The 24,672-nt window shown below is 69.0% G+C and carries 16 protein-coding genes and 2 pseudogenes; 8 read left to right on the top strand and 10 right to left on the bottom strand.

Annotated elements, in window-relative coordinates; genetic code table 11:
* The first annotated feature begins 152 nt into the window (after positions 1-152).
* Complete coding sequence (locus OG729_RS05780; RefSeq protein WP_360882750.1) at positions 153-920, top strand: IclR family transcriptional regulator; 768 nt, start codon at positions 153-155, stop codon at positions 918-920.
* Between the two features lie 44 nt (positions 921-964).
* Entirely contained in the window at positions 965-2,488 is a 1,524-nt protein-coding gene (gene glpK / locus OG729_RS05775) for a glycerol kinase GlpK (protein WP_405804703.1), read from the top strand.
* A gap of 8 nt (positions 2,489-2,496) precedes the next feature.
* On the opposite strand, the gene OG729_RS05770 is transcribed toward glpK, so the two are convergent.
* Positions 2,497-4,254 (bottom strand): FAD-dependent oxidoreductase, encoded by a 1,758-nt coding sequence (locus tag OG729_RS05770; protein WP_405811062.1) that lies wholly within the window; start codon positions 4,252-4,254, stop codon positions 2,497-2,499.
* Between the two features lie 142 nt (positions 4,255-4,396).
* On the opposite strand from OG729_RS05770, the gene OG729_RS05765 reads away from it, so the two are divergent.
* Positions 4,397-4,828: a YchJ family protein gene (locus tag OG729_RS05765; protein WP_405804702.1), complete on the top strand. Its 432-nt coding sequence runs from the start codon at positions 4,397-4,399 to the stop codon at positions 4,826-4,828.
* Between the two features lie 36 nt (positions 4,829-4,864).
* On the opposite strand, the gene OG729_RS05760 is transcribed toward OG729_RS05765, so the two are convergent.
* The gene (locus OG729_RS05760) at positions 4,865-5,122 is read right to left on the bottom strand and encodes a hypothetical protein (RefSeq protein ID WP_360882759.1); all 258 of its coding nucleotides are present in this window, start codon (positions 5,120-5,122) and stop codon (positions 4,865-4,867) included.
* A 349-nt stretch (positions 5,123-5,471) separates the two neighbouring features.
* Positions 5,472-6,542: an ATP-dependent DNA ligase gene (locus tag OG729_RS05755; RefSeq protein ID WP_405804700.1), complete on the bottom strand. Its 1,071-nt coding sequence runs from the start codon at positions 6,540-6,542 to the stop codon at positions 5,472-5,474.
* A 52-nt stretch (positions 6,543-6,594) separates the two neighbouring features.
* Here OG729_RS05755 and ligD point away from each other — a divergent pair, with 52 nt between their 5' ends.
* A complete protein-coding gene (gene ligD, locus OG729_RS05750) occupies positions 6,595-7,608 on the top strand; it encodes a non-homologous end-joining DNA ligase (RefSeq protein WP_360882765.1) in 1,014 nt (337 codons plus the stop codon).
* Positions 7,609-7,637: 29 nt separating this feature from the next.
* Here the strand turns inward: ligD and OG729_RS05745 are convergent.
* A pseudogene (locus tag OG729_RS05745) lies at positions 7,638-8,396 on the bottom strand (DUF1080 domain-containing protein); the annotation flags it as partial.
* Here OG729_RS05745 and OG729_RS05740 point away from each other — a divergent pair.
* Positions 8,382-8,657, top strand: a pseudogene (locus OG729_RS05740) (multicopper oxidase domain-containing protein); the annotation flags it as partial. The pseudogenes OG729_RS05745 and OG729_RS05740 sit on opposite strands and share 15 nt — an antisense overlap.
* Positions 8,658-8,675: 18 nt before the next feature.
* Here the strand turns inward: OG729_RS05740 and OG729_RS05735 are convergent.
* Both OG729_RS05735 and OG729_RS05730 read right to left on the bottom strand, forming a co-directional pair.
* Entirely contained in the window at positions 8,676-13,157 is a 4,482-nt protein-coding gene (locus OG729_RS05735; RefSeq protein WP_405804699.1) for an aminotransferase class I/II-fold pyridoxal phosphate-dependent enzyme, read from the bottom strand.
* A gap of 755 nt (positions 13,158-13,912) precedes the next feature.
* Positions 13,913-14,248: a hypothetical protein gene (locus tag OG729_RS05730; protein ID WP_405804697.1), complete on the bottom strand. Its 336-nt coding sequence runs from the start codon at positions 14,246-14,248 to the stop codon at positions 13,913-13,915.
* A gap of 19 nt (positions 14,249-14,267) precedes the next feature.
* Between OG729_RS05730 and OG729_RS05725 the strand changes: the two genes are divergently transcribed.
* The 3 genes from OG729_RS05725 to OG729_RS05715 all read left to right on the top strand — a co-directional run bounded on the left by OG729_RS05725 (position 14,268) and on the right by OG729_RS05715 (position 19,346).
* Positions 14,268-14,927: a family 16 glycosylhydrolase gene (locus OG729_RS05725; RefSeq protein WP_405804695.1), complete on the top strand. Its 660-nt coding sequence runs from the start codon at positions 14,268-14,270 to the stop codon at positions 14,925-14,927.
* Positions 14,928-15,190: 263 nt separating this feature from the next.
* Positions 15,191-17,965 carry an HAD family hydrolase gene (locus OG729_RS05720; protein ID WP_405804694.1) on the top strand — a complete coding sequence of 925 codons (2,775 nt, stop codon included), beginning with the start codon at positions 15,191-15,193 and terminating at the stop codon, positions 17,963-17,965.
* Between the two features lie 262 nt (positions 17,966-18,227).
* Complete coding sequence (locus OG729_RS05715; RefSeq protein WP_405804693.1) at positions 18,228-19,346, top strand: GNAT family N-acetyltransferase; 1,119 nt, start codon at positions 18,228-18,230, stop codon at positions 19,344-19,346.
* A 7-nt stretch (positions 19,347-19,353) separates the two neighbouring features.
* Here the strand turns inward: OG729_RS05715 and OG729_RS05710 are convergent, their stop codons facing one another.
* The 4 genes from OG729_RS05710 to OG729_RS05695 form a co-directional block, all read right to left on the bottom strand.
* Positions 19,354-20,643, bottom strand: coding sequence for a lipopolysaccharide biosynthesis protein (locus tag OG729_RS05710; protein ID WP_405804691.1), 1,290 nt, complete (start codon positions 20,641-20,643; stop codon positions 19,354-19,356).
* A gap of 259 nt (positions 20,644-20,902) precedes the next feature.
* The gene (locus OG729_RS05705; protein WP_405804689.1) at positions 20,903-21,991 is read right to left on the bottom strand and encodes a GNAT family N-acetyltransferase; all 1,089 of its coding nucleotides are present in this window, start codon (positions 21,989-21,991) and stop codon (positions 20,903-20,905) included.
* 154 nt (positions 21,992-22,145) lie between these two features.
* Complete coding sequence (locus OG729_RS05700; protein WP_360882786.1) at positions 22,146-23,213, bottom strand: aminoglycoside phosphotransferase family protein; 1,068 nt, start codon at positions 23,211-23,213, stop codon at positions 22,146-22,148.
* Between the two features lie 186 nt (positions 23,214-23,399).
* A complete protein-coding gene (locus OG729_RS05695; RefSeq protein WP_405804687.1) occupies positions 23,400-24,650 on the bottom strand; it encodes an ATP-grasp domain-containing protein in 1,251 nt (416 codons plus the stop codon).
* Positions 24,651-24,672: the final 22 nt, after the last annotated feature.

The raw sequence follows: 24,672 nt of genomic DNA, 5'->3' as shown, positions 1-24,672 counted from the left end.
TCGGCGGGATGCCGACCTCAACGCACGCTAGAGAGTGATACGAGCCCGGTCAATGAACAGCGGTCGGCATTATCGAACGTGAGCCCTGGATCCTGAGAAATTACGGCATTATTCGGCACCAAGACCGGTAAAGACGGACTTAGAATCGCCTTATGGCCGGCCCAGTCCAGTCCATCGAACGGGCGGCGGCAATCCTGCGCCTGCTCGCCGGCGGCCCTCGTCGGCTCGGACTGAGCGAGGTGGCCGCGTCGCTCGGGCTCGCGAAGGGCACCGCCCACGGCATTCTGCGCACCCTGCAGCACGTGGATTTCGTAGAGCAGGACGCGGCGACGGGAAAGTACCAGCTCGGGGCGGCGCTGCTCCACCTCGGCACCAGTTACCTCGACGTCAACGAGCTGCGGTCGCGCTCCATCAACTGGGCCGACGCTCTGGCCGCCCGCAGTGGGGAGGCAGTCCGCCTGGGCACACCCCTGGAAGGCAGGGTGCTCATCGTCCACCACGTCTTCCGGCCGGACGACACGCTCCAGACCCTGGACGTGGGCGCGCTGCTGCCGCTGCACGCCTCCTCGCTCGGCAAGGTCCTGCTGGCCTTCGGCACCGCGACCGTGGAGTCGGCGCTGGACGCCGGACTGGAGGCGTACACCCGGCACACCCTGGTCGACCCGGAGGAGCTCACCCCAGCACTCGCCGAGATCCGGGAGGACGGATGGGCAGCCGAGGTCCAGGAGATGAGCATGGGTGAGGCCGGCGTCGCCGCGCCCATCCGGGGGCACGGCGGCCTCGTGGTGGGAGCCATGGGCGTATCCGGCCCGGTCGAGCGGATCTGCGATGCCAAGGGCAGGCCTCAGCCGGCCCTGATCACCCTGCTCCGTGAGGCCGCACGGGCGATCTCCAGAGACCTGGGGGCGGCCCGCTGGTAAGTCCCACCACCACATCGTGGACGCATCGGAAGGCGGTCCGGATCATGGTTGAACGGTATGTGATGTCCATAGACCAGGGCACCACCTCCACCCGTTGCATCCTGTTCGACCACCGTGGGCGATTGGTGTCGGTGGCCCAGCGCGAGCACCAGCAGTATTTCCCGAGGCCCGGCTGGGTCGAGCACGACGCCCTCGAGATCTGGCGCAATCTGCGGCGCGTCGTGCCCGAGGCCCTGTCCGGCGTCGACGTCTCCGTCAAAGAAGTCTCTGCCCTGGGCATCACGAACCAGCGCGAGACGACGGTGCTCTGGGACCGGCGGACAGGCACCCCGCTGGGGAGAGCGATCGTCTGGCAGGACACCCGCACCGCCCGGCTCGTCGAGGACCTGAGAAACCACCCCGGCGACGAGTTCTTCCAGGAACGCTGCTGCCTGCCGCCCTCGACCTACTTTTCCGCGCCACGGATCCGCTGGCTGTTCGACCACGTCGCAGGGCTGGAACAGCGAGCCCGGAACGGCGAGGTGCTGTTCGGCACGATGGAGACCTGGCTGATCTGGAACCTCACCGGCGGGCCTGCCGGCGGTCAGCACATCACTGATGTCACCAACGCCAGTCGCACGATGCTCATGAACATGCGCACGCTCACCTGGGACGAGGAACTGCTGGGGTTCTTCGGGGTCCCCCGCGCCATGCTGCCCGAGATCCGGTCCTCGGCGGAAAGCTACGGTGAGGACCGCTCGGTCCTCCCGGGCATGCCCATCACGGCCGCGCTCGGCGATCAGCAGGCCGCACTCTTCGGGCAGACCTGCTTCTCCCCGGGCGAAGCGAAGTGCACCTACGGGACCGGCAGCTTCCTGCTGCTCAACACCGGCACCGACGTCGTACGGTCCCGGAACGGGCTTCTCACCACCGTTGCGTACAAGATCGCCGATCAGCCCGCGGTCTACGCGCTGGAGGGCCCGATCGCCGTCACAGGCTCGCTGGTCCAGTGGTTCCGTGACCGTCTGGGACTGATCAGCAGCGCGCCGGAGATCGAGACCCTCGCGCGCACCGTCGAGGACAACGGCGGCTGCTACATCGTCCCGGCGTTCTCCGGTCTCTTCGCGCCCCACTGGCGCAGCGACGCACGCGGTGTCATCGTCGGCCTCACCTCCTACATCACCAAGGGGCACCTGGCCCGAGCTGTGCTGGAAGCCACCGGCTGGCAGACGCGTGAGGTCGTCGACGCCATGAACGCCGACTCCTCGCTGACCCTGAATGAGCTCAAGGTCGACGGCGGCATGACATCCGACAACCTGCTCATGCAGATCCTGGCCGACGTTCTCGACGTGCCCGTGGTGCGGCCCATGGTCGCCGAGACCGTCTCGCTGGGCGCCGCCTACGCCGCCGGGCTGGCCGTCGGCTACTGGTCGGACCTGGAAGTCCTGCGCGGCAACTGGCACCGGGCGGCGCAATGGCTGCCCGACATGGACTCCGCACGGCGCGAATCGGAATACGACAACTGGCAGCGGGCCGTCGAGCGATCGCTGGGGTGGATCAAACCATCGAACCCGCACGGAGCCGCATGACGCTCAGCTCACCCCACGTCGAACGCGTTCCGCAGCCCCAGCCGGTACCGCGCACGGTCATGGCGCTTCAGCAGCTCGATCTCCGGAGCGCTGAAGAGCTTCTGTACGGTGCACCGTGCGGCGGTCGAACCTGTCCTGTCCAAGAGGGCGTTGACGGCCGCGCGGGCTGACGCATTCGCCCCCTCCATCGTCGCCAGATCGATGTCCACGGCCACGTAGTCGCCCGCCAGAAAGAAGTTGGGGATCCGGGTGGCGGCCTGCGGACGGTTGTGGAACGTGCCGACCGGGTGGATCAGCAGCTCGTCCTCATTGGTCGGGTCGGGCGTGCCGAGCCCGTCCACGCCCGGGTCCAGGAACCAGGAGTGCAGCGCGCTGTCCTTGAGTACCGTGCGGCCGGTGTCGTTGACGGCGGCCTTCAGCTGCGCCCACACCTCCCTCGCGACCTCGGTACGGGTGCACTGCTTGGCCGTCTTCCCGTACAGAATCCCGGGCCTGTCCCACTCGGAGATGTCCACGGACAGGCAGTCCACTGCCACCCCGTCGCCGTAGTCGACGGGGAAGTTCCGGGACGGCCAGTGCCCGGCCTGCTGAATGGCTGTCAGGGACCAGGGGGAGTCGATGCAGTTGAGGTGGCCGTGCAGCAGCGGCGCCTTCTCGGTCAGATAGAACTGGATGCCCGTCATCCAGTCCGTCTCCAGCTTGTCGCAGCGGGCCAGTTGGGGGTCTGCCGCACGCAGATCGGCTCCCCAGGTCCGCCGCGCGTGCTCCACCGGCATCGCGGAGATGTAGTGATCGGCGGCCACCGAACGGCGCACCCCCTGAGGGTCCTCGATCACCGCGGCCGACACCTTGCCGGCGGCGTACTTCACTTCCCGTACCGTCCAGCCGACCCGGAAGTCCACACCGAGCTTCTTCAGATGGTCCACCCAGGGGTCTATCCAGGCCTCGTTGGTGGGGGCGTTGAGTATCCGGTCGAGCGGCCCGTCGGCGCCCCGGCCCAGCGCGTTGAAGACGAAGGCCTCGAGGAGTGTGGCGACCGTACGGGTGCTGGCCTCCTCGGCCTTCGTGGCGACGATGTTCCGGGTGAGGCCGACGGCCAGGATGCGCTGGTAGTCGTAACTCATCTGCTCGGCCCGGATGAACTCCCACCAGGGCGTTCTCTCCCAGGCCTCGTCGCGCCGCTCGGCGCAGCTGGTGAGGAAGACCAGCCCGCGGTTGACGAAGTACGCCGTTTCATGGGCCGGTATGCCGTGGAGCGTCTCCAGCATGGCGGTCAGCGCACGGCGGATCTCGTCGAGTGTCAGGTCCGCGGGCTTGTGACCCGGCCAGGGGAGTGGGATCCGTAAGTCCTCGCGGCCGGTACGCGCGAACGACATCTCCGGCGGCGCCACCAGGTTGTCCCAGACCCCGTTGGCGTTTCCGGGGAAGGGAATGCGCCTCATCGTGTCCGGCAGGTTGTGGTAGATGCCGGGAATGAAGCGGAAGCCGTGTTCGGCGGGCAGTGGCCTGCGGCCGCCCTTCGCGCTGTTCGGGACGTCCATGCTGCGGGCCTTGCCGCCCAGCGCTCTGCGCTCGTAGACCGTGATCTGGAATCCGCGTTCGGCCAGCTCGTGGGCGGCGGTGAGGCCGGCCACCCCGCCGCCGAGCACGGCGACCGACGGGGCGGCCCGGGGATTGTCCCCCGTCGTGCGCCCGGCTGCCGCCGCGGTGCCTGTCGCGGCCAGAGCCGCCGTGCCGCCGACTGCGGCGGCCCCCGCTCCTGCCATGAAGGTGCGTCGTGTGCTGCCCACCGGATCCCTCCCCCTTACCGACGGTAACTATCGCGCTCGGCGCAGGAGCATACGGAGATCGCCCATGACCCGGAAGCCATACGTGGGCCCATTCGTTCAATGGCTGGAAAATGGAACCATGTCCCGACGCAGCTCCCGCTCCCGCGGCAAGGCCCCCGCCCTCTCCGACACCTCGCCCTGCCCGTGCGGGCTGGCCGCCGCCTATGGCGAGTGCTGCGGCCGCTACCACTCGGGCGAGTCGGCCGCCCCCACCGCCGAGCTGCTGATGCGCTCCCGCTACAGCGCCTTCGTCGCCGGGAACGAGGCGTATCTGCTGCGTACCTGGCACCCCTCCACCAGGCCGCGGCACCTCGAACTCGACCCGGGAATGCACTGGACGCGGCTGGAGATCCTGGACACCACGGACGGCAGCCCTTTCCACTCCTCCGGCACGGTCACCTTCCGGGCCCGCTTCCGGCACCACGGAAAGCGCGGCGCGCTGCACGAGCGCAGCCGCTTCGAGCGCCAGAACGGCGCATGGGTCTATGTGGACGGGGTCTTCCTGGAATGACCAGGGCTCCCGGGCCGGGGCCGAGCGGATCCCGGGTCAGTGGGCGCGCGACGGCTTGATGATCAGTCGCGGGTTGTAGGCGGCCAGGATCTTGTTGGCCATTGCCAGCGTGGAAAGGGCGTGCTCACGGTCGGCCCGGTCCTCGGTGCACAGCGGGGCACGGAACCGGTTCACCTCGCGTGCCGCGCACTCGGCGTCGATCTCCGCCTGCAGAATGTCGATCGGCATGCAGGAACCGATCAGCGCGGCGACGCGATCGGGGATCGGTACCGGAATGAGGGGCGACGCGGTCACGTGTAGTCCTTCTTCTTCTCTGTCGAGCGCCGGAGGTCGGCGGCTCACCCCTTCATACGTACCGGACACGCTTCCGGATTCGACGGCGGGGATGTCTCTGTGCGGCAACCGTTTCGGGTCACCCGTTGATTCCCATTACGCGGAAGCAAGTCGAGTTCCACGAAGGTGCTGAGATCCCGTCAACTCCCCGCCCTCGAGCCGCGATCAGGAGCCGACCCCCACTGCGCGACCCGCCCGGCCGACCGCCTCCGGCAGCACCGCCGACATACCATACGCGAAGGCGTACCAGACACCCCAATCGATCATCGTTCGTCGCAAAAGCGACCACGGGGAGTGGCGGGGCCCGTGCTCACTGACCGGGGGCGGAAAACACCTCGGCCAGGTCATACCGGACAGGTTCCTCCAGCTGCGCGTAGGTGCAGTCCCCGGGGACGCGGTCCGGCCGCCAGCGGCGGAACTGCGCCGTGTGCCGGAATCTGTCGCTCTCCATGTGGTCGTACGCGACCTCGATCACCCGCTCCGGCCGCAGCGCCACCCACGACAGGTCCTTCTTGCCCGTCCAGCGGCTCAGCGCTCCGGGCAGCCGGGCGCTCTCATGGGCGCTCTCCTCGGCCCACGCCGCCCAGGGGTGGCCGTCCGGAGGGTCCATCAGCAGCGGCTCGAGCTCCTCGATCAGCTCCTCGCGGCGCTTCATCGAGAACGCGGCGCAGACGCCGACGTGCTGGAGCGCGCCCGAGTCGTCGTACAGCCCGAGGAGGAGTGAGCCGACGATGGGGCCGCTCTTGTGGAAGCGGTAGCCGGCCACGACCGTGTCCGCCGTGCGTTCGTGCTTGATCTTGAACATCAGCCGGGCGTCCGGTCGGTAGGGCAGGTCCAGTGGCTTGGCGATGATCCCGTCGAGCCCGGCGCCCTCGTACCGCTCGAACCACTCCTGCGCCAGCGCGGCGTCGGTGGTGGCGGGCGCGAGGTGCACGGGCGGAGCGGCGTTCTCCAGTGCGGCGGCCAGCGTGGTGCGCCTGACCGAGAGCGGGGCGTCCAGCAGAGCCTCGTCACCGATGGCGAGCAGATCGAAGGCGACAAAGCTCGCGGGGGTCTGCTCGGCGAGCAGCCTCACCCGGGACTCGGCCGGGTGGATGCGCTCGGTGAGCCGGTCGAAGTCCAGCCGTCCCTCGTGGGCGATGACGATCTCGCCGTCGACGACACAGCGCTCGGGGAGATTGGCCAGCAGATCGGCGGCCAGCTCGGGGAAGTAGCGGGTGAGCGGCTTGCCGGTCCTGGAGCCGATCACCAGCTCGTCGCCGTCCCGGTGGACGATCGCCCGGAAGCCGTCCCATTTGGCCTCGTACTGCATACCCGGCGGGATCTTCTTCACGGGCTTGGCCAGCATGGGCTTCACGGGCGGCATCACGGGCAGATCCATACGCCGATTGTCCAATATGCGATGAATCTCGGCACGGCCTACGCTGACGGGCATGGCCGGAGCGATGGAACTGGAAGTGGGCGAGCGAACCGTACGCGTGTCCAATCCCGACAAGGTCTACTTCCCCGAGCGCGGCTACACCAAGCTGGACATGGTCCGCTACTACCTCGCTGTCGGCGACGGCATCACCCGTGCTCTGCGGAACCGGCCCACCACCCTGGAGCGCTACCCCGACGGAGTGACCGGCGAGTCCTTCTTCCAGAAACGCGCCCCCAAATACCTCCCCGACTGGATTCCGACCGCCCACATCACCTTTCCCAGCGGCCGGTCCGCGGACGAGATGTGCCCGACGGAACCCGCCGCCGTGCTGTGGGCCGCCAACCTCGGAGCCGTCACCTTCCACCCCTGGCCCGTACGCCGCGACGACACCGACCACCCCGACGAGCTGCGCATCGACCTCGACCCGCAGCCCGGTACGGACTACGCGGACGCCGTGCACGCCGCCCATGAACTGCGGGCAGTCCTGGACGAGGCAGGGCTGCGCGGCTGGCCCAAGACATCCGGCGGACGCGGGATCCATGTCTTCGTACCGATCGAACCGCACTGGACCTTCACCCAGGTCCGGCGCGCCGCGATCGCCGTCGGCCGGCAGCTGGAGCGCCGCATGCCGGACCGGGTCACCATCAAGTGGTGGAAGGAGGAGCGCGGCAAGCGGATCTTCGTCGACTACAACCAGACGGCCCGGGACCGCACCATCGCCTCCGCCTACTCCGTACGTCCCCGCCCGCACGCCCCGGTCTCCGCGCCACTGCGCTGGGACGAGATCGACGACGCGGTGCCGCAGGACTTCGACATCAAGACGATGACCACCCGGTACGCCGAGCTGGGCGATGTCCACTCGGACATGGACGACCACCGCTTCAGCCTGGAGAGCCTGCTGGAGCTGGCCCGCCGGGACGAGGCGGAACACGGCCTCGGTGATCTGCCGTATCCGCCGGAGTATCCGAAGATGCCGGGCGAGCCGAAGCGGGTCCAGCCGAGCAGGGCCCGGCACGACGACGCCTGAGCACGCCCCGCCGGGCCCCCGGTTTCGTACTACAGCTCCTTCACCCGGATATTGCGGTACGAGATCACATCCGTCGTGCCATGGACCTGGAGGCCGATGTAGCCCGACGCGTACCGACGGCCGTCCGTGCCCGGGTCGTCGGCGCGCGGCGGTACGAACTGCTGGCCGCCCGCATTGTCGAACTCATTGATCAGGACGCCGTTGCGGTAGACCGAGTAGTGCTGGCCGACCACCCGGATCTCGTAGTCGTTCCAGGTGCCCTTCGGCGTCACACCCGCACCGCCGAGTCCGACCCGGTCGAAGCCGTAGACCGAGCCGGTCTTGTACATGTCGCCGTCCGGCCGGTCCAGGACCTGCACCTCATGGCCGTACTTGATGGCGACCCACTCGGGGCGCGGCTCCTCCGGATTGTCGTGGACATACGGGAAGCGCACGAAGACACCGCTGTTGGCGTTGGTGCTGCCCGGCGTGTCGTCGCGCCACTGCAGCTTCAGCGAGAAGTCCCCGTACTGCCGCTGCGGGAACCACAGCATGCCGAGGCCGCCTCTGGTGGTGCCGCTGGTCATCGACCCGTCGGGGCCCAGCCCGAACGAACCGCCGCCCACGTGCTGCCACTTGCCGAACGAGGCCTGTGTGCCGTCGAACAGATCGCGGTAGCCGGTGTGCTGGCCCGGCGTGCCGATGCCGGACTGCTTGGCCGCCCGGTAGATCTTCTTGTGCTCGCGCTGGTCGATCACACCGTCGGCGAGCAGCTGGTCGAGGACTTTGTCGACGTGCTTGACAACAAGATCACGGGCCCGGCGGACTCCTTCGGCTTCCAGGTCGTCGCGGGCGAGCAGGTGGGCGCCGGGGCGTGGATGTACCACTGCCATGTCCAGAGCCACTCCGACATGGGCATGGCTGGGCTGTTTCTGGTGGCGAAGCCGGACGGCACGATTCCGGGTTACGAGCCGCACCACCCGGCGGGCGCGAACCCGGACGCGGACGCGGATCCGGGCGCGGGCGCGAACCCGGACGGGGACGCGAAGACGGGCGGCCACAACCACTGAGCATTGAGAGCCAGGAGTTCAGCGCCGCAGCCGCAGTTCGAACCGCTCGGCGAAAGCCGTAAGCGTCTGGTTGAGCCGGCCGATGTCGTCATCGGTGTTCTTGGCCGTGATCTGGATGCGGACACCCACCTTGTCGCGCGGGACCAGCGGATAGGCCGCCAGCGTGACGTAGATCCCGCGGTCCCACAGGAACGTCGCGGCCGCGTCCATGTCTGCGCCGTCGGCGAGGGGGATCTCGATGATGGGCAGCCCGCTCGCGTTGGGCGTCCAGACCCCCAGGGCACCCAAATGGTCCAGGACGCGCATCGTCTTGCGGTAAAGATCGCCGCGGATGGCGTCGCCGCGCCGGTCGTTGAGGTCGAGGCCGGCGAGCGCGGTGGCGAGCGAGGCCGTGGGGGAGGGGCCGGAGTAGAGGTAGGGCGCTGCTGCCACCTTGAGGTGATTCTTCAGCCAGGTCGGAAGGGCGAGGAACGCCAGCAGCGAGGAGTACGCCTTGGAGAATCCGCCCACCAGCACGATGCCGTCGTACGTCTCGCCGAGATGACGGACGACGCAGTTGCCCCGTGCGCCGTACGGGGAGGACTCGTCGGCCCGGCGTTCGCCGACGATCCCGAAGCCGTGCGCGTCGTCGATGTACAGCACTGCGTCCCGCGCCCGGCAGACGCCCGCCAGCTCCAACAGGTTGGGCACGTTCCCTGTCATGCTGTCGACGCCGTCCAGGCACACCAGCCGGGTGGAATCGGCCGGCACGGCGCGCAGCAGAGCGTCGAGTTCGTCGGGCCGGTCGACGTGGAACCGCTTCACTTTGGCGCCTTGCCCGCGGGCCACCAGGCACCCGTCGTAGACCGTGCGGTGTGCTCGTGCTTCGACGAAAACGTGTCCCTCCCCCGCGAGCACCGGGATCACGGAGGAGTGGATGAGGGTGATGGTCGGCAGGAGCAGGGTGTCCGGCGCGTCGAGCAGTTCGGTGAGCCGTTCCTCGATCTCCGGATAGAGCCGGGGGCTGCCGATCAGCCGCGACCAGCTGGGGTGGGTGCCCCAAGCCTGTATCTGTGGCTCGACCGCCTCCATGATCTCGGGCTCGAGGTCGAAGCCCAGGTAGTTGCACGACGCGAAGTCGATCAGCCAGTGATCGCCGCAGCGAATGTGCCGGCCGCGCACCTCGTCGATGACCGCATCGCACATCGGGCTGGACTGCCGCAGGTGTTCGAGCTCTCCCCAGCGTGGGTCGCGTCGCGCGCCGCCGGGTTCCAGTGACGTCCGCGCGGAACTCTCCTCCACCGTCCCCCCTCCTGCGGACGACGGTTTCGGGCCCACCCGGGCCGTGCTGCGGCGGCGCATCGGCGAATTCTTGGCGGTGCTGTTGACCAGGCGTGGTGCGCGGTGTTCCTCGGAGCTGCGCAGGAGTTGTTCCCCCTGGTCCGCTGTCATCGGTCGGGCGAAGAGGTATCCCTGTCCGAACCGGCAGCCCATTGCTGCCAGCCGGTCGCGCTGCTCCACCTCTTCGATACCTTCGGCTATGACCTGAAGACCGAGTGTGTCGGCGATGCGCACAATGCCCTCGACCAGAGCGACTTGCTGGTCGTCGACGCCGACGTCGTCGATGAAGGACTTGTCGACCTTGAGTATGTCGATCGGGAATTCCCGGAGATAACTGAGCGACGAGAAGCCGGTGCCGAAGTCGTCGATCGCCATTCCCACGCCGAGATCCTTCAGCGTCCTCATCACCGAACGGATCTGATCGTCGCGGTGCATCAGGACGGTCTCCGTCAGCTCCAGCACCAGCGAACCGGGCGCCAGGCCGGACGTGTCGAGGACGTGGCGCACCTGGTCGAGGAAGCCCGGGTCCCGGAACTGGCGGGCGGAGACGTTCACGTTGATGTTCAGCGGGTCCGGCCGTGGCACCACCTGTTGCCAGTGGGCGACATGGGTGGCGGCGCGCTCCAGTACCCAGGCGCCGAGCGGCATGATGTGCCCGGTCTCCTCGGCGAGTGCGATGAACTGACCGGGGGGCACCAGGCCGCGCCTGTCGTGCGGCCAGCGGACCAGCGCTTCGAAGCCGGCGACATCGCCGCTGGCGATCTCCACGATGGGCTGATAGCGCACATGGAACGACTCGGCGGCGATCGCGCTCTCGAGGCTTGCCTGGAGTTCGTGCCGCTCCAGCATTCCGGCGTGCAGCCGCGCCTGATAGCGGCGCCACTGCCGCTTCCCGGCCGTCTTCGCCGCGTACAGGGCCAGGTCGGCGTGGCCCAGGAGGTCTTCCGCATTGGCGCTGTCGCGTGCGCTGGCTATGCCGACGCTGGCCGAGAGGCTGATCATTCCGCCCGATAGCCGGAACGGCTGGGTGAGGCTCTGGATGATCTGTGCGGCGAGCACCTCCGCGACCGCAGGGTCCTTGCCACCCTCCATGAGTACGGCGAACTCGTCACCTCCAAGACGCGCCGCCGTGTCACTGGCCCGCAGCGTCCCGGACAACCGCCGCGCCACGGCGATCAGGAGTTCGTCCCCGACCGAGTGGCCCCTGGTGTCGTTGACCACCTTGAAGTCGTCGAGGTCGACGAACAGTACGCAGGTGACGGTGGAATCCCGGCGTCCGCGCAGCAGCGCGCGGTCGATCCGCTCCAGCAGGAGCACCCGGTTGGGCAGACCGGTCAGCGAGTCGTGAAAGGCACGATGCGTAAGTTCGCGTTCCAACTGCCGCTGCTCGGTGACGTCCCGCAGCGTGAGGACCAGTCCGTGCACGGTCTGGTCGTGCCGCAGATTACTGCATCTGGCCTCCACATCGATGCGCCCGCCGCCGTGCTTGACGACTTGCCAGTCGTCGCGGCTGTCCTGGTCGTCCTCGGCGCGCATCCGCTCCAGGGAGCGCATCGCACGGTCGCTGTCCTGGGGCGCGACGAGTTCGGTGAGCCCTACCCCCTTCAGAGGAGTGCGGCTGAACATCCCCTCGGCGGACGGGCTCGCGTATTTGACGGTGTTGTCGTCGTCGAGGATCAGGATCACGTCCGAGGCGTTGTGCACGAGGGTGCGGAAGTACGCCTCGCTGTTGCGGCGGTTGACCTCCTGGCCGAGGGCCACGCGCTCCACCGCCAGCGCGGCCTGTGAGGCCAGGGTCTCGAACGCGCCCCACCGTTCCGCCAGGCTGTGCTCCGTACCGGTGATGACGAGAGCGCCGACCAGCGCGTCACCGGACGGACGGTCCCTGAGGGACAGCGGACACAGCAGCGCGCTCGGCAGGTCCTCCCCCAACTCGGCCGCCGCGGACGCTCCGAGGTCGTCGACGCGTACGACCTGAGTCTCACGGGCGAGAAACCGGGGCAGCCACGCGTTCGCTGTCTCGTCCGTCCAGCTGATGTGCCAGTTCCAGGCGCGCGACTTGGTGCGTACGGTGTGGAGCCTGGTCTCGCCGGGATCGGTGGTCAGCAGCACGGCCTCGTGACGGGTCCCCGTTCCGAAGAGTACTTCCGACGCTCCCTGGATCGAAATTGCGATCTCCTTCACGCTGGCCGCGGCCACCAGCGACGCGGCGGCCACCCGCAGGCCCCGTTCGCGGCTCACGGCCTTCAAGTGAACTGCCACGAGGCCCGACAGCCGGCCGAGTACGAGCATGAAGAGAACGGCGGAGAACACCGCGATGACAGCCGCGTCGTGGATGTTCCCGCGCAGGGACTCGTACAGGAGCATCGCGGGGGCGATCAACGAGGCCAGCGCGAGTACGGCGAGCCGCCCGACGTGGATCCCGGGCTGCCGCTCGGGCATCCGTTCCGTCAGTTTCACCATGGACGGATGCAGCGCCGCCAGCCCCCAGGCGGTGAAGAACACCACCCAGCCCAGGTCCATCGGGGTGCCGACCTGCCAGGCCCCCTTGAGCTGCAGCAGTCCGTACAGGACATCGGAGACGAGGATGCCGATCGTGCCCACGGTGAGGAGCTGGATCGCGGGGCCCCGCAGAACACCGGGCGTGAGCAGCCGCGCGAGCATCGCCAGCATCAGTACGTCACCGAGCGGATAGGCGATCGAGATCGCTCGTTGAATCCATGTCATGTCGGCGGCCTGGGCGTTGGGCGTGATGAGGAAGACCCAGGAGAGCAGCGCCAGCCCGGAGGTCAGGATCAACGCGTCCAGCAGGCTCGCGAGATCCCGCCCAGTGGTGCGGTACCGGATGAATCCGAACAGCCCGATGGCGAACAGCGGATAGGTCGCCAGATAGAAGACGTCGGCCAGCGACGGAAATGGATTCTGTTGGTGGAAGAACGTGTTGAGCACGTTGTACGTCGTGTCGCCCGCGGTGAAGGTGAAGTTGGCGGCGGCCAGCACCAGCCATGGCCAACGGTGGGCCGGACGGTTGATCCGGATGCCCACGAGAATGGCGCAGACGCTCAGGAGACCGATCACGGCCCAGCTGACGTCGTGTCGGCTGGGCATCGTCAGATAGACGACGGTGGGCGGGATCACGAGTACGACGTATCCGGCCATCAGGCGCTGGACCCGGGTCAATGAGAACCGCCTCCTCCCACCACGGACACGGGGCGCTGCACCGTCATCCTGTTCGGCAATGTCGGCCTATTCGTCAGGTTTTTTGATCATATGTCCGCCTTGAGCAAGCGGCGACCGGAGGTCCGGAGCGGCCCGATTCCCGGCGTCGAGCCCCTTTCTGCGTGATCAATTTTCGCGGGGGCGCGCCATGGCCCGCGGTGGCGTCGTGATGCATCGCTTTCGATATCAAAGGGCGAGTTCGCCTGCCCCGTTCGTCCTATTTGGGGGAAATGTAATGCGCTATGGCGGATATCACATAAAAGGCGCTGAGTCTCGTCAACTCGGCCCCGCGCCATAACTCCTGAGGGTGTGTAGATCGCTCGATATGGGTGTCAGGACAAGGACGGCAGTTGCGTGCCGGATTCTGCTCGCGCAGAGTCCATGACCGTTCAGCCCGCTCTTGCGCAGTTGCAATGGCAGGCCTATTGCCGTCGGGGGGCGAAAGGTCACCCATTCATGCTCAGAAATTCAAAGCACCGCCGAAAACTGACCGCCCGGACTAAGGTTTCCGCCCTAGCGCTTTCCTTCGGCATCGTTGCCGCGGGCAGCGCCGCATGGGCCGGCCAGTCGCAGCCGTCGACCGGGGTGGTCGTCGACTCACTGTCCCTTTCGGCGGCGTCGAGTGGTCAGCTGAAGGCGACCGCGAAGGTCCATTCCGCTAGTACGATCAAGGTGCAGGCCCTGACCGTCGCCGTACGGTCCGCAAGCGGCTCCCACTACGACTTCCCCGGGGCGACTGCGCCCACGCTGAGCCCCGCGCAGACGACCTTCACCTCCGGCAGCCGCACCTTCCCCGCCGGCACGTACACCGCCTTCGTCGCGTACAAGTACAACAACACGTGGCACAACCTGTCCCCGGTGAAGACCTTCTCCGGCGGCACCTCCACGCCGGAGACCGGTTCGACGCCTTCGGCCACCGCGTCGCCGAGCCCGGCCCCGACCTCGACTGCCACATCCAGTCCCACTCCGAGCTCAAGCCCCAGCACGTCCACCTCGGCGGCGCCGTCCCCCAGCCAGACGACGTCGACGACCAGCGCTGCGCCGATCGGCATCCCGGGCACCTGGCGCCAGGTGTTCGGCGACGAGTTCAACGGCACGAGCCTCGACGGTTCGAAGTGGAACCCGAACTGGCTGGGCTGCCCCACCTGCACCACGAAGCCGGTCAACTCCGCCGAGCTGGCCGCCTACGCCCCGTCCCAGGTGAGCGTCAGCGGCGGCTCGCTGCACCTCAAGGCCGAGAAGCAGGCGACCACCGCATCCGACGGCAAGACCTACGCCTACCGCTCAGGCCTGGTCGAGAGCAACGGCAAGGCGCAGTTCACCTATGGTGCCTTCGAGGCCAGGATCTACACCCCTGCGGCGTCCCCTGGAGTGATCGCCAACTGGCCCGCCTTCTGGACAGACGGACAGAACTGGCCGGAAGACGGTGAAATGGATGTCATGGAGGGTCTCGGCGGCGGCAAGGCCTGCTACCACTTCCACTCCCCGTCGGGCGGCCCGGGCGGCTGCGCCCCCGGTGACTTCACCGGATGGCACACGTACGGAGCCGAGTGGAAGTCCGGAGTCGTCACGTACTACTACGACGGCAAGCAGGTCGGCCAGATCACGACCGGCATCACCTCGTCGCCGATGTACGTGATCCTCAACAACGGCGTCAGCACCGAGCACGGCGGTCCGACCGTGACCCCGGCCGACATGATGACCGACTATGTGAGGGTCTGGCAGCACTGACCGCCAAAGGCCTCACCAAGGCGCGCCCCGGGGTCGGGTACCTGACCCCGGGGCTCAGCGGTCGCAGGGGCGAGGGCACGGCCCTAGCATGAAACTCAGAAGGCACTGCCGCCTGTGGCCGGTTGGTGCACGTCCAGTCGATTCCCGGGCAGTTGCGCGAGCACCCCGGGAGGAGTGGTCGAGGTCCTGATGGGTTTCACAGGTGCTGATTCCGTGCTCCGGCAGGCGTTGGCCTCACCTTCCGGGGCCAAGGCGTCGTGGCTGTGAGCGGGTCCGGCCCCCGGCAGAGGGCGCCGGACCCGCAGGCATATGTGCCGGACCTGCACGCGACCGTGCCGGAACTGCACAGCCGGCTGAGGGCTGCGGCGGACCGTGGCGATGTGCTGGATGCCTTTCTGAGCGCGGCCGGCATCGTTCAGGTGGGCCAGGATCATCTGCAAGGGACCTCTTGGCTGCCCAATCGGGTGGTGCGGAAGCTCGACGCGCGCGGATCCGCTGCGGCCGCACTGCGCCAGGGCGTGGGCGGGCTGCTCTCGGTCGCCGCCGCGTCGCCGGCGGCCCGTGAACTGAGAGCGTGGCTGGCGACGGTCGAGGATCTCGCCGATGCGCTCGCAGACGCTGTGATCGCCGAGCCGGAGCCTGGTATCGGCGCTGGTTCCTCCGAGTGCGTTGTGCGTGCGGAACGGCTGCTTCGCCGCCACCGGGCCGGGGTGCCCCGACGGATCGCGGCCCTCCTGGAGGGCAGCGTGCTGCGGCCTCCTTCCTGCTTCCGCAGCTTCGACCAGCACCCCCGCGATGTCGTGGAACTCGCCGCACGTTTCGCGCAGAGGTATCCCGAACGTGGCCGTCAGCTCCTGGTTCTGGGTCTTCGCACATCAGGGAGTTACCTTGCTCCGCTGACCGGAGCCGCCCTGCGCGAAGCGGGATACCGGCATGTACGGGTAAGGACCATCCGGCCGGGGGAACCACCGCTGCGGGGCAACGCGGAGTTTCTCCGCTCGGTGGGACGCAGCCGAGCCCTGGTGCTGCTGTGCGACGACCCGCCGACCACGGGTGGGAGTCTGGCTGCTGTCGCCGGACAGCTCGCCCGGGCGGGGGTTCCTGCCGAACGTGTCGTGATGATGTTCGCCGTCTTCGGCAGCGGCGCGGTTCCGGATCCGATTGCCGGTCACCCCAGTGTGGTGCTCCCCGGTGCGGACTGGCACGTGCGCACGCGTATGCGCGAGGAGTCGATGCGCCGCACCCTGGAGCAACTGCTGCCGGACCATGAGGTGTTGGAGCTGTCGCTGGGCGAGCCGGGCCTCCCGTCCCGCTGGTCCCGGGTGGCGGTGCCGCTCAGCGCGCGTGTGCGCACCGGTTCTGGTGAGCAGCGACTGGAGATGGTCGCGGAAGCTGCGGGGACCGGCTACTTCGGGCGGCACGCCGTCGCAGTCGCCGAGCAACTGGGCAGCGTGGTTCCTCATGTCTACGGGTTCCACGACGGGGTGCTGCTGCGCGAACGCCTGGCTGACGAACCCGAGGACACGGCGGCTGCCGGGCCCACCGGTCGGGTGCCGCCGGACGCGGTTGTCGAGTACGTCATGCAGCGTCGGCAGAGCCTGGCCGTGGCTGCCGACCGTAGCCCGTTCCTCAGGGGACGTCAGCCGGTGTGGGAGGTGGGCGCCCGGGTGCTCGCCGACAGGTGCGGACAGCTGGCCGACCCGCTCCGCCCGCTTCTGATCGATCCCCTGCTGCGCGCTCTGCTCCGCTCGCCGGCGCCCTGTCTCGTGGACGGCCGGACCTCCTACGGGCACTGGCGGGAAGGCGCCGGCGGATGGATCAAGGTCGACTTCCACGAAGGACACTTCAGCCACCTGGACCTGGCCGCCTACGACGCGGCGTACGACCTGGCAGGCGCGGCGCTGTCGCTGCCCGACGACGAGGACCGGCTGCTGGCCCGCTACGAGAAACTGACCGGGAGCCGTGTCCCGCCCTCTCGGTGGTGTCTGTACAAGGTGACGCACGGCTGGAACGCGGAGAGACTCGCACACGCGGGTGTCGACATCGGTATGACCGAGGCCGATGCGCGGCGGGCCCAGTCCCGGGCTGTGCAGCAGTACCTCGCAGGTCTCTTCCTCCAGGATGTGGGTACCGGGGCCGACGGGCCGTGGTGCGTCCTGGACGTGGACGGCGTGCTGGAGACGAGCCTGTCGGGTTTCCCGGTCTCCACACCGGCCGGGATGCTCGCCCTCCGTGCGCTTCGCGCCCATGGATACCGGGTGTTGCTCGCTACCGGACGCTCCCTCCCCGAGGTACGGGACCGGTGCCGGGCCTACGGTCTGTCCGGAGGGGTCGCTGAGTACGGGGCCGTGGCGTACGACGCGGCGACGGGCCGCTCGGCCGGTCTCGTGGCCGAACAGGACGGCGCCCTGACCGCCCTGCTGTCCGCTGTGCCGTCGGTGACCGTGGACCCGCTGTACCGGTGGTGCGTACGGGCGTACCGGGGGACAGGCGCCCGCCGTAGGGCACTGGACATGAGCACAGTCCGCGGTCTCATGGCCCGGCCGGGGATCGCCGATCGGTTCTACGTGGTCCAGGGAGACATGCAGACCGATTTTGTGCCCGAGGGTGTCGACAAGGCTTCGGGGCTGCACGGCCTGATGGATCTGCTCGGCGCCCCTGGAGCGCGGCCGGCGCTCGCTGTCGGCGACAGCTTCACGGACATCCCGATGCTGAGATCGGCGCAAGCCGGTTATGCACCGAGCAACGCCGACCGGGCTGTGCGAGCAGCGGGGATTGAGGTTCTTCGGCGGCCCTGCCAGGCCGGGCTCGCCGAAGCCGTCGGGCGGTTGCTGGGCCACCGGCCCGGTCACTGCCCAGCCTGCCGACCGCCGCGCCTGGCTCCCGACGACAGAGCCATGACGGCACTGCTCGCGGTACCGGAGTCCGGCCGCAGCGGGATGCCTGCCCGGCTGGCCAGGCTCGCTCTGGCGGGCGCAGGCCTGGACGGATCCCTCACGGTGAACCGCTGGGCCGCGGGACGCGGGCAGGGCACGTGAAGCCGACGAGAGGCGCCGCCGGCAGCTGGTTGCGCCGTTCGTGGCTGCAGGCTGATCCGTTCGGCTCCGCGGGGCCGGGTGTTGCTGAGGCCGCGGCGCTCGCGTCGCGTTGCGTGGCTCTGCGGGCGCTCGGACAATGGATCGTGGTAGCAGGAGACCTGAGCCAACGCTCCGTGCGCTCCCGCGCCGCTCGCCGGAACACTGAACCTTGGTGTCCCTCCGGCTGCGCGCGGCAGTGCGCGGGGTCGTGAGGAGGCCATCCGTGAGCCACCGACAGGAACATGAGTCCAGAGAGTGGGACGTCCACATCGGTGGCCAGGTGGTACAGGCCGTGAGCCCGGTTCCACGAGCGACCTGGGCGCAGGTGCTCGCCGCCGACCCGGGGGCCATGGCATTCCACATGCCCGAATGGCTGGACTGCATCTGCACCGTCGGCGGATGGCAGGACGCCAGCCGGCTCTACCTGAACGGTGAGGGCCGGCAGCTCGTCCTGCCCATGGTTCGCCGGCCGGCCCGGCCCGGCGGGCTCGCGGTGCAGTCGTCCTTCCCTCCAGGATGGGGAACGGGCGGCATTCTGGCGCCTGGCGGAGTGCACCCTCACGAAGTCGACATGGTTCTCGCCGACCTTCTCTCCGACGGGGCACTGCGCACCAGCCTCCGCCCTGCCTTCACCACAGCAGAAGCGTGGCCGGGCCCGGCGCCGGGGGTCGTCTCCGTCCCGCGGACCATCCATGTGCTTGACCTCGACGGCGGCATGGACGTCTTGTGGACGAAGCGATGGTCCAGGAACACGCGAGCTCGCCTGCGTTCCGCGGAACGCAAGGCCGAGCGGGCCGGCCTGGTCATCGACAGCGGCCACTCGCCCGAGCTGGTGGCCGCCTTCTACGAGCTCTACTTGCGTTGGCTCGAACGGCGCGCGCGGGAACGGCATCTGCCCCCGGCCGTCGTCCGAAACCGTGGCAAGCGTGCGGAGCCGCTCGCCAAATTTCAGGCGGTTGCCGCTTCCCTCCCGGGTGTCTGCCGAATCCTGGTCGCCACCCTCGACGGGGAACCGGTGGCCGGCACGATCGTTCTGCTGTACGGATCGGTCTGCGTCTACTGGCGCGGCTTCAGCGACATGCGGACGGCGGGTCCGCTGCGTGTGAACCAGCTCCTGCAGCTCCGCTCGGTCGAGCAGGCCTGTGATGTCGGCTGCCGCTACTACGAGATGGGCGAATCCGGCGGGGTGGCTTCGCTGGAGCGGTTCAAGGCCAATCTCGGCGGCCGCGAGCGACGCATCACCGAGTACCGGCTCGAGCGGCTGCCGCTCACCCGGGTCCAGGACCAGCTGGACCGGATCCGCGGGGCCGTCGAGGCCCGTCTCACCATCCGGCGGAGCTGACCGCGCTTCAGGACGGTCCGGCCGGGCCTTGGCCCATCAACAGTGGCACCCGGCCCTGTACGGGCAGCCACAGCGGCTTCCGCCACCAGAGCCACGCGGCCACCACACTTTGGGCGATGAGCCACCCGGCTCCAACCCCTGCAATGCCCAGGGGCGCCAGCAGCACCAGGCTCAGCCCGGTGGCCAGCGAGCAGACGACGGCCAGGATTCCGATCAGCATGCCCATCCGGCGTTGGGCCCGGCAGGCGCTCACGGCCGTAATGACGACCAGGTTGGGAAGCGCCGACAGAGCCACCAGACGGAGCAGACCCGCCCCGTTCTCGGCGTAGTCGGTGCCGAACACGCGCAGCACGAGTGGCGCGGCCGCACAGAGCACCAGTGCTCCCACGATCTGCAGCATCCCGGTGTGTCGCAGCACCCGGCGGCACTGCCTGAGCAGTTGAGCCGGGTCGTTCGCCGCCTCGACGATGAGCGACTCGCCCATGCTCGCGTTCAGTTGGTACAGCGTGAACCCGGCGAGCCAGGCCAGCGAGAAGTAGGCGGCCTGGTCGGGTCCGCACCGGTTGAGAACGATGATCGGGAGCAAGGCGGTCGCGCCGAGCCAGAAGAGCGCTGCCACGTAGTCCGCCGCGACGTATTTCGGCGTCGGTCTGGCCGTGTCGGCCCGCTCGTCCGGCGGGGTGCGGGCGTGCCGGGGGAAGGCCCTTGCGTACAGGAAGCCGTTGGTGAGGATGACGGCGAGCACCACGGCGAGGGCCCAGGACAGCAGGATTCCGGTCGACTTCAAGACGGCGGCCAGCACCCCGACGAACACGATCTTCCCCACCGCGAACACGGCGTTCTCCCACACCACCCAGTCCGGACGTCGCAGGCCGGTCAGCACACCGTCCTGGATGACGAAGACCGCGTACGCCGCAGTCGCCAGGACGAAGCATCCCCCGAGCAGCGGCTCGCGCAGGAACTGCAGCCCCGGAGAGATCCAGGGCACCAGGAAGAGAAACATCCCTGCAAGGAACACGGAGAAGACACAAGCGCCCAGATAGGCCCTGGAGACCAGCAGCTGGGTGCGGTTCCCCGCGGTGGGCACGAACCGGAGCAGCACATTGGTCAGGTTGAGCTGGCCCACCCCGGCCAGCAGCATCATCGCGGACACTGCCGAGTAGTTGCGGCCCACCGCACCGGGGTCGTACCAGCGAGCTGCCAACGCCCAGTACCCCGCCCCGAGAGCGGCTGTCAGCAGTGAGTTGAACGTCAGCACGTGGCCGGTGCGCAGCAGGTGGTCCTTGGACTGCCGCACCGGGCTCACCGTGCCCGCCAGTTGTCGGGCATCCGGTCCGGCCGACGGCGCAAGGCGACTCCAGTCTGTGCGCAGCCCGGACGAGGAGGCGACGGGTGATCCGCACAGGGGAACTGCGTTACCGGAGAGTCCATCTGGCGGCCAGGGATAGCGTGGCTTTCCAACAATCGTCGTTCCCCTCAGGCTAGATCGAGGACGGGCACTCTGCCACCCAGGGGGGTCGGCCCTGCACGCTGCGCGACACCCGCTCCCTGGGCCCCTAAGCGTCCTCGAAGTGGATCAGGCGCTTGACGGCGCTCCGCAGCCGGCGATCGGCGGCCGAGACCGGAAGCCGCTCGCGGCGGAAGGCGGGGGTCGAGCGGCTTTCGGCCCCGAAGCCGTCCTTGAAGTGGGCCAGCGAGGACCCCGGCCGGGAGTCCCCCAGGTGGTAGTACCTGCAGCCCGCCTCGCAGGCGTCCTCGACGGCGAGGCGGTGGAGCAGGAAGTTCGCCCGGACCGGGTGGGCGAGATCCTTGTTCATCGCACCGCGCCAGTACTTCGCGTGGTGGCCGTGACGGAGGACGACAATCGCCGCGGCGGGCTCGCCGGCGCACCATGCCAGGTAGATCGCGCACGATTCACCGAACCGATCGGAAACAGCCTCCAGCCGCTGCCGCGGGAAGCTCCGGGTCTGCCGCCATCGGGCAAGCGCCAGCGGCTCGTGCTGCTGCCGGGCCCAGCGCACCATCGACTGTTCGTACAGGTGGTAGAAGGCCGGCACCAGCCGGCCCGTGCGGTCGACCTCCACCTTGATCGCCGACCGCTCCGCTCGGCGCACTGCCCGTCGGACACGCCCGTGGAAGCGCCGGTCCCAGACGGTACCGAAGCCGCCTTCCAGGTCCAGCACCTGCGTCATGTGTTCCTCCGCCCGGAAGCTCTGCGGCGCCGCCCGTGCCCACAGCGGGTCGGCGTCGGGCCCGAACCGGACGCCGACCCGGAGCGCCGGGCGCCGCGCGAGGTCGTCGAAGACGACGCGAGCCTCCGTCTCGTCGGGCGTCCCGGGGGAGACCAACGGCCCGCCGATACCCCAGTCGGACGGCCAGGAGTCCTCCCCGACCAGCCTTGCCGGCCACCCTCGCCGACGCGCCAGCGGTACGACGAGCCGGCGCCCACCCTCGAATTCGTACAGTCGGCTGGCGTCCTCATAGGGTCCCGTCGCACAGATGCAATCGAGCCACGTCGGAGTCTGGCTGGCCAGGGCGTTCTCGTCCGCAGAGGCCAGCTGCCGCCAGACAGCCCGCGGAGCGGGGCTGGTCACCCGCACGGGGCCCGACTCTCTGGCCACCGGGTGCGCGACGGCTGAGTTCATGACTCCTCCTGCCGGGCGTGAGGGGACGGGACAAGAAGCCCGGGACAGGGCGGAGACCCTGGCCTCTTCACCGAGGTTAAACGGACAAGTGGCGCACGGCCTCTTTGACGCGACGCTTGCAGGAGGCCGCGTTCGAGTCGCCGGGCGTGGGCCGCTACCGTCGCGCCACCTCCTTGAGCACCGGCACCACATTGCCCGCGACCCAGTGATGGCTGCGTCCGTAGCGCGCTGACTTCTCCGCGTTTCCCGCCACATGCCACAGCCAGGTCAGCAGTGGCAGCACGTCTTCGTCGAGGCCTTCGTCCGGGGGCGGAACATCTGCTTCGGCGAGGAGGCGACGGTCCTCGGGCAGCAGGGAGCCGCGCCGCACGACATCGGCCACGATCTGCCCCAACTCCCGCCCGCCGCGCTGGTGCCGGAGGGTCAGGACGAATGTGTAGGCATCGATGGCGCAAGGGCCCTCCGCACGGGCGTTCGCCCAGTCGATCACCCCGGTGAGCGTCCCGTGCTTCCCGTTCAACAGGATGTTTCCCGGATGGAAGTCCCCGTGGGTCCACGCAACCGTCAAGGTGTGCCCGGTCAGACCGCTGCGGAGGCGCTCTCTCAGTGCCTCCGTGGCGGCTGCGCCGCGGCCCCGGCGGCACCACGGGATCTCTTCGGTCAGGATGGCGAGCTGGGGGTCGACCCAGTGCCCGATGCGGGACGTGACGCACTCCTGCCGGCCGGTCGCCCGGTGCAGCTCGCAGGCCGCCCGGAGCGCGGAGGCCGTCACTTGCCGAGTGAGGTGTGGAGAGCGCCGCAGCAGCTCGTCGCCTTCGACACCCGGCAGCCGGCCTTCCGCCACCAGGGGAAGCCGCCCGCCGAGGCGGCACACTTCCACCGGAGGCAGCAGCCGCCGCCACTCGTCCAGACGGTCGTCGAAAGTCAGATCCCGCACGGCCGCACACCCCCGGGCGAGTGACGCGGCAGCTCGACTGCTGCGGGGATGCTTGACCACCAGCGGCCGCTTCTCGTCCTCCAGCTCGAACACCAGCAGATCGGAGACCGTCCGCTGCAGCCGGTGCAGGTCGCGGAATCCGGCGCGGTCAGCGCGCAGTTGGTTCGCCAGATGGCGGGCCGTCAGCAGGTCGGCGGGCCGGGTGAGCAGACCCCGGGGGCGAAGGGGGAGGAGGCCGCGCAGCCGGGACCCCCACACATCAGCGCGAGGGAAGGCATCTTCCACGGACCCTCCGTCCGATCGGCTCACAAAGGATCATTTGTCACAGTATGTCGCTGCACGGCCGATGGCGATCGGACGGCTCGCTGTGGACGAGCCGACGGCAACTCCCGCGACCCACCGCGCGCTCGCGCCAGGGCGCGCCGGATCCGGGCCGTGCCTGGCATCGGCTTCAGGTGCCTGGCATCCGCTTCACGTGAGGGGCGCCGCTGGGTGTCCATCGCCCCGGGTGCGCAGGGAATGGCCGAGGCGGTGGGCCACAACGCCTGCGAACCGGATCGCGTCGGCCGCGGCGGGCAGCGGATCGTCCCGGCACAGCCACGCCCGTTCCGTACGCCGCCGCGAAAACAGACCGGGCGGCAGCCTGTGCTCATCCCGCAGCCAGACCGCCGCCGACGGCAGATCGAGTTGACCGGCGACGAAATCCCGGTTTTCGTCCTGCGGGCTGTCCGGCACGTCACGGCCCGTCAGGTCCAGGTGCATCGCCCGTACCACGTCGATTCCGTCGGTGTTCTGGAACAGCCGGAACTGCGCACCGGCGCGCGGGTTGAAATCCACCAGCTTGTAACGCCCGTCTCGACGGTCGTAACGCCAGTCGAGGTCGGCCGGCCCGCTGTAGCTGATCCGGCGGCACAGCCCCGCGGCCAGCTCCGCCAGACAGGAATTGCGCAGGGCGACCGCCCTGGTGGTCACCCCCGCGTACGGCGGCCAAGAGCGCAGCTTCAGGCCGGTGAAGACGACGCGCGGTGTGCCGCCCGCACCGCAGTAGAGGTGGGTGATCCAGTCCTCCGCGTGTTCCCGGGGGATGTACTCCTGCATCAGGACCGGGGGCAGCGCGCCTGCCGGATACCGGGCCAGCAGCTCCCGCTCGTCGCGGACCACGGTGGTGCCGCTCACGGCCGGGTTGCGCAGCCTGCTCCACGCCTCGAGGTTCTTGAGCACCAGCGGAAAGCCCAGCTCACGCCCTGCCTCCACCAGTTCGTCGCGGTCTGTCGGCGCCCATGTGCGCGGGGAGGGCACGCCGAGCTCCTCGCACATCCTGTGCAGGCTCGCCTTGTCGGCCAGCAGCCGCGGCAGACCCGAGGGCACCGGGGGGAGCAGAAAGCACTCCGCCAGTCGTTCGGAGTGCTCGGCCAGCAGGATGGCGGCTTCGTCGTCGGTCGGTACGGGCATGCAGCGCGAGCCGATGGCCCGGCCGATCGACAGCAGGGCATCGACCAGCAGCCGCGGTTCCTCCAGGCCGGTCGTCGGCCAGACGAACCTGCGGGTGACATGGCGTGAGAGCGCCACCGGAGTGAACCTGTCTTCGACGACGGCGTGGACCGGGATACCCAGCCGCCCGATGGTGCGCACCACGCCGACGCCGCCGTGGTGCAGGGGATATCTGCCGATCTTGGTGAGGAGAGCGGGCATCGCACGGTCGAGGGGTGGTCCGGCGTTCATCCGGCGTCCCCTCCGCCATGGA

It is taken from the genome of Streptomyces sp. NBC_00210 (assembly GCF_045160975.1).
Taxonomy (GTDB): domain Bacteria; phylum Actinomycetota; class Actinomycetes; order Streptomycetales; family Streptomycetaceae; genus Streptomyces.
The sequence above is the reverse complement of the archived record's forward strand: the minus strand, read 5'-3'. Positions and strand labels throughout refer to the sequence as shown.

Coding starts and splice junctions, on each gene's coding strand:
- OG729_RS05755 (WP_405804700.1), bottom strand. CDS start 6,542: ATGGATCTGCCCGTGATGCCGCCCGTGAAGCCCATGCTGGCCAAGCCC.
- OG729_RS05780 (WP_360882750.1), top strand. CDS start 153: ATGGCCGGCCCAGTCCAGTCCATCGAACGGGCGGCGGCAATCCTGCGC.
- OG729_RS05765 (WP_405804702.1), top strand. CDS start 4,397: ATGTCCCGACGCAGCTCCCGCTCCCGCGGCAAGGCCCCCGCCCTCTCC.
- glpK (WP_405804703.1), top strand. CDS start 965: ATGGTTGAACGGTATGTGATGTCCATAGACCAGGGCACCACCTCCACC.
- OG729_RS05695 (WP_405804687.1), bottom strand. CDS start 24,650: ATGAACGCCGGACCACCCCTCGACCGTGCGATGCCCGCTCTCCTCACC.
- OG729_RS05770 (WP_405811062.1), bottom strand. CDS start 4,254: ATGGCAGGAGCGGGGGCCGCCGCAGTCGGCGGCACGGCGGCTCTGGCC.
- ligD (WP_360882765.1), top strand. CDS start 6,595: ATGGCCGGAGCGATGGAACTGGAAGTGGGCGAGCGAACCGTACGCGTG.
- OG729_RS05705 (WP_405804689.1), bottom strand. CDS start 21,991: ATGAACTCAGCCGTCGCGCACCCGGTGGCCAGAGAGTCGGGCCCCGTG.
- OG729_RS05730 (WP_405804697.1), bottom strand. CDS start 14,248: ATGCCGATCGGCGCAGCGCTGGTCGTCGACGTCGTCTGGCTGGGGGAC.